Source organism: Acidovorax sp. HMWF018 (assembly GCF_003061035.1).
Lineage (GTDB): Bacteria > Pseudomonadota > Gammaproteobacteria > Burkholderiales > Burkholderiaceae_C > Acidovorax > Acidovorax delafieldii.
The window spans coordinates 5214-10499 of record NZ_QAIM01000359.1; the positions used below are offsets into that span (position 1 = coordinate 5214).

Genomic DNA, 5286 nt, shown 5'->3' on the forward strand with positions numbered 1-5286 from the left:
ACGAAAAAGCCGTTGCGGTGGCAGCGGCGGTGGCGAGGAGGATGAGGTTTCTGCGGTTCATGGGCGCCATTGTGCAAAAAAATCGTAAGAAAGCTTATGAAGCCCTGAGGGGGTGATGGTCAGGCGGGGACGTTCATGCCGTGCGAGGCGCGCTGAGCGCCACGCCCAGGTCTTCCACCAGCATGCCCAGTTCGTGCGACGAGCGGATGTCCAGCTTCAGGAAGATGGCGGACCGGTGCGTGTCCACGGTGCGCGGGTCGATGGGGCGCTCCGGGTCACGCTGCGCCAGTGCGCGGGCCACTTCCTTGCTGCTGAGGCCCGTGCCCAGCAGCTGGGCCACCTCTTGCTGGCGTGGGCTCAGGGCGTTCCAGCGCTCGCGCAGCTGGTGCTGCCGTTGTGTCTGCCGTGCCTGCGTTTGCGACAGCGTGGAGGCTTTTTCGACAGCGGCCAGCAAGGTGGCTTCGTTGCACGGTTTTTCGAGCCAGTCCACCGCCCCTTGTTTGACGGCTGCCACGGCGGAGGACAGCTCACCGTGGGCCGATAGGAACACGGTCTTGAGCGCGCTGTGGCGCTGGCCGAGTTCGTGGAATACCTGCAGCCCGCTCAAGCCTTCCATGCGCAGGTCCAGCAGCACGCAGCCGGGGTGGTCCAGTGCAGCCTGCGCCAGAAAGGCCTCGCCGCCGTCGAAGGCACGCACCGTGTACCCGCGTGCGAGCAGCAGTGCGGCCAGCGATTGGCGCACGCCTTCGTCGTCGTCCACGATGTAGACCACAGTGGGGTCCAGCGAGTCAGCGGCGATGGGGGCAGTGTCGTAGGTCATGGCGCGGTGGCATTCTCGGTGGCGGGGGGGCAGGGCAGGCGGATCTCGAAGACCGCGCCGCCGCCCTCGCGATTGCGGGCCTGTAGTTGGCCCCCCATGCTTTCAATGATGGAGCGGCAGATGTTGAGACCCAGGCCGAGACCGTCGGAACGTGTGGTGAAGAAAGGCTCGAACAGGCGCTCGGCGATGCCGGGCGGCAGGCCCGGGCCCCGGTCCAGCACTTGCACCAGCGCTTGGCCATCGTCTGCGGCTATGCGCAGCCGCAATTCGTGCCCGCCGGGCGGGGGCTGGTGGGTCTGCATGGCCTGCAGGGCGTTCAGGCCCAGGTTGATCACCACCTGCTCCAGCAGCACGCGGTCTGCGTTCACCGGCAAAGGGGCGCCGGCCTGTTCCACACGCACAGGGATCCCCTGGCGGCGAGCCTCGGCGCGCAAGAGCAGCTCCAGCGACTGCTCCACGATGGCAGACAGATCGCAAGGCTCGCGGCTTTCAGGGTGCTGGCGCACCCAGCGGCGGATACGACCCACGATGTCGGCGGCCCGCAGCGCCTGGGCCGACAGGGCCTCCAGGCTGTCGTGGAGGGGGCCGGTCTTGCCCTGGGCGGCCAGCGCCCGTGCGGCAGCCGCATAGTTGACCAGGGCGGCCAGCGGCTGGTTCAGCTCGTGGGCCAGGGTGGATGCCATCTCGCCGACAGTGATCACGCGCTGTACCCGCTGCAGCTGGGTCTCGCGCTGCTGCTGCTGCTCTTCGGCCCGCTTCTGCGCGGTGATGTTGACCACCGAACTCATCCAGCCGATGTGCTGGCCGCTGCCGTCGATCAGGCGTGTGGTGTAGAACATCGTGTACACGTCCGACCCGTCACGGTGCCTCAGCCGGTTCTCCCGCCCCTGCGGAAACGCGTTGCCAGCCAGCACGGTGTCGCTGTCGTTCCAGTGGCGGTCCAGCTCGTCAGGGTGCCAGTACGGGTAGGGCGGCAGCTGGCCGATGAGTTCGTCGGCCCGGTAGCCCACCATATCGCACATGGCCGCGTTGACATAGACGATGCGCCCTTCGAGGTCGCGGGCGCGCATGCCCACCAGCAGCGAGTCCTCCATGGACTGGCGGAACGCCTGGGCCTGCTGCAGCGCGTGGGTACGCTCCTGCACGCGCTGCTCCAGTTCGATGCGGGCCAACCGGTTTTCGGCGAGGCGCCTCTCGCGCAACTGCCAGTACAGCGCACCCAGCACCAGCAGGCCCGACGCCAGCGTGGCCAGCGCCCAGGCCTGTTGCCGCGCCAGGGCCACCACGCGGCTGTCGGCAGTGACGGTGAGGGTCCAGCCCAGGTCGGGCAGCTTCTCTTCGAACGCCAGGTAGCTTTTGCCGCCAGCGCCGTCAAGGCGCAGTTCAGTACCGGGCGGGTCGTCTTGGGGGTGCAGGGTCCAGGGCACGGCGCGCGGGGTCCATCCTGTGCCGTACTGTTCGTTGTGCTGCAGCTGCTGCACGAGTGGGGTGGGCAAGGGCTGGCTGGTGCGGTAGAGCCAGCCGGGCACGGAGCCGAGAAAGACGATGCCCCGCTCGTCCGTCACGAACACTGGATCGCGCAGCTGGGCCCATGGGTCCGAGATGGGTTCCATGCGTACCTTGACCGCCACCACGCCGATCACGCGGCCCGCATCGACCACGGGGGCTGAGACAAACAGGCCGGGTTCGCCCGTGGTCTTGCCGACGCCATAAAAGCGGCCCGTCTGGCCCGCCAGGGCATCGCGAAAGTACGGCCTGTTGCCGTAGTTCTGGTGCACAAAGCTGTTGGGGGTGTCCCAGTTGCTGGACGCGAGGGTGAGGCCCTGCGGGTCCATCACGTACAGCATGTCGGAGCCCGCATGCTGGTTCACCGCCTGCAGGTACGCGTTGGCTGCGTCGCGTACGGCCTGCGATGAAGGTTGCTGCAATAACTGGCGCACCAGCGGGTGCTGCGCGGTGGTGAAGGGCAGGTAGTTGTAGCGCGTGGCCACGCCACGCAGCGCCAGGGCTTGCACCTCGCCCAGGCGGCGCAGGTTGTCCCACTGGGCGTCGCGTTCGCTCTGTTCTGCCCATTCGCCCGCGCCCCACACCAGCAGGGCCGCCAGGCACAGCAGCGTGGCAATGAAGCCTCCGCGCCGGACTTGATGCCAGCGGCGGGGCGCGCCCTGCGGGGTTGGCGGGGCGGGCGCTGCACGCACCATGGGTCGTGGTCCAGGTGTCTTTATCGGCCTTGCGGGGGCGTGTCAGCCGCCGTGTTTGTCGGCTTCCGACGTGAATGCGTCGGCAAAAAACTCTTCCGGCGGCAGGCCGCGCTGGGCGCTGTAGGCGTCACGGGCGGACTCGACCACGATGGGCGCGCCACACGCATAGACCTGGTGACCTGAGAGATCCGCAAAGTCGTCCAGCACCGCCTGGTGCACAAAGCCTGTGCGGCCGGTCCAGCCGTCCTCGGGCAGCGCGTTGGAAATGACCGGAACGTAGCGCAACCACGGCAATTCGGCCACGCGGGCCTGGACCCAGTCGGTCAGGTACAGATCGCCAGGGCGACGGCCGCCCCAGTACAACACGGTGGGGCGGCTGATGCCCTTGAACTGCAGGTGCTCGATCAGCGCCTTGATGGGGGCAAAGCCGGTGCCGGATGCCAGCAGCACGATGGGCTTGTCGGAGTCTTCGCGCAGGAAAAAACTGCCGAACGGACCTTCGACACGCAGGATTTCCTTCTCTTTCATCGCCCCAAACACATGGTCGGTGAACTTGCCGCCGGCCATGTGTCGAATGTGCAGCTCCACACCCGGTGCCTCTGCCTGGGTGTGCGGCGCGTTGGCCATCGAGTAAGCGCGTCGGGCGCCGTCGCGCAGGATGAACTCAATGTACTGGCCCGCGTGGTATCGGAAGGTGTCTGCGGCAGGTAGCTGCAGGCGCACCTGCATCACATCGTCTGATTTCTTTTCGAGCGAGGCCACGCGCACTGGCATCTTCTTGACGGGGTAGGCGCTTTCGTCGGTGACCTGGCGCGATTCGAGTACCACGTCGGACAGTGGCTGTGCGCAGCAGGTCAACACCAGGCCTGCGGCCTCTTCGTCGGCCGTGAGGGCCTTGGATTGGTGGGCGCCGTGCTGCACGGTGCCGCTGAGTTTTTTGCACTTGCACGAGCCACAGGCGCCGTCCTTGCAGCCGTAGGGCAGGCCCACGCCACTGCGGATGGCGGCGGCCAGGATGGCTTCGCCCGCATTGGCACTGAAAGCGCGGCCACTGGGCTGCACGGTGATCTGAAACGCTGCGGTGGTGGCAGCCTCGGCGCTGGTCATGTGTGGGTATCCTTGGAGTCGTCTCTAGCTAAGCAAACGGACCCGATTTTGCCCTCAAACCAGAACCCCCTCGGCGCGCTGCCAGCGCGCTTTCGTCGCGAACGCCTGCTCATCGTGGGCTGTGGTGATGTAGGTCAACGGGTGCTGCGCCATCTGCAGACGGGCCCCGGGGCCGGGCGCATGCAGGTGCTGGCACTGACCTCCACCGCTGGGCGGGTGGCGGAGCTGCGGGCACAAGGGGCCCGGCCTCTGGTGGGCAATCTGGACGATGCGGGCACCTTGCGCAGGCTGTCCGGCCTGGCGACGCGGGTGCTGCATCTGGCGCCCCCGCCGGGGGAGGGCGCAGGGGGCGATGCCTGGTGGCGTGACCCCCGCACTGTGGCGCTGACCCGCGCGCTGCGGCTGCGCACCTTGCCAATGTCGTTGGCCTACGCGTCCACCAGCGGTGTGTATGGCGACTGCCAGGGGGCCCTGGTGCCAGAGACTCGGGCCGTGGCCCCCGGCACACCTCGCGCCCAGCGCCGTGTGAATGCCGAGCGCGCCGTGCGCCACTTGGGCCGTGCCGGCGTGCGGGCCACCGTGTTGCGCATTCCCGGCATCTACGCGCCTGACCGAGAGGGTGGCACCCCGGAGGCGCGCTTGCGCCGGGGCACACCCGTGCTGGTGGCCGAGGACGATGTGTTCACCAACCACATCCATGCCGAAGACCTGGCGCGCGCCTGCATGGCGGCCGTGTGGAAGGGGCGCCCGCAGCGCGCCTACAACGTGAGCGACTCCACCCACATGAAGATGGGCGACTACTTTGATCTGGCGGCTGATCTGTATGGCCTGCCTCGCCCGCCGCGCGTGCCTCGCAGTACTGCGGAAGAGCAGCTGTCGCTGATGCTGCTGAGTTTCATGAGCGAATCGCGCCGGCTGGACAACCAGCGCATGCTGCGCGAGCTGGGTCTGCGGTTGCACTACCCCAGTGTGGCCGAGGGGTTGCGAGCCTGAGAGGCTGGAGAAATCCGCACTCTCCTCACCTTGCCCACATGGGCGCCAGATCAGCGGGGGTAGCTATTGCCCTGGGCGTCGTAGCAGCGGAACACGTTGCACTGTGTGAATTTTTTGGGGGTGGGCGCCGGCGGCTGCACGGGCGTAGGCCGCACCGGGTAATGC

Annotated in this window: 4 protein-coding genes; 1 reads left to right on the forward strand and 3 read right to left on the reverse strand. The window is 67.6% G+C overall.

What is annotated here, in order from left to right; all coding sequences use genetic code 11:
• Positions 1 to 133: 133 nt before the first annotated feature.
• Genes DBR23_RS13830 through DBR23_RS13840 form a run of 3 tightly spaced genes read right to left on the reverse strand, consistent with a single transcriptional unit; the run spans position 134 to position 4128 of the window.
• Positions 134 to 820 (reverse strand): response regulator transcription factor, encoded by a 687-nt coding sequence (locus DBR23_RS13830; protein WP_108498638.1) that lies wholly within the window; start codon positions 818 to 820, stop codon positions 134 to 136.
• Positions 817 to 3021, reverse strand: coding sequence for an ATP-binding protein (locus DBR23_RS13835; protein ID WP_233250457.1), 2205 nt, complete (start codon positions 3019 to 3021; stop codon positions 817 to 819). Before DBR23_RS13835 ends, DBR23_RS13830 begins: the two co-directional genes overlap by 4 nt.
• Positions 3022 to 3063: 42 nt before the next feature.
• Entirely contained in the window at positions 3064 to 4128 is a 1065-nt protein-coding gene (locus DBR23_RS13840; RefSeq protein WP_108498639.1) for a CDP-6-deoxy-delta-3,4-glucoseen reductase, read from the reverse strand.
• Positions 4129 to 4176: 48 nt separating this feature from the next.
• Here DBR23_RS13840 and DBR23_RS13845 point away from each other — a divergent pair, with 48 nt between their 5' ends.
• Entirely contained in the window at positions 4177 to 5121 is a 945-nt protein-coding gene (locus DBR23_RS13845) for an SDR family oxidoreductase (protein WP_108498640.1), read from the forward strand.
• Positions 5122 to 5286: the final 165 nt, after the last annotated feature.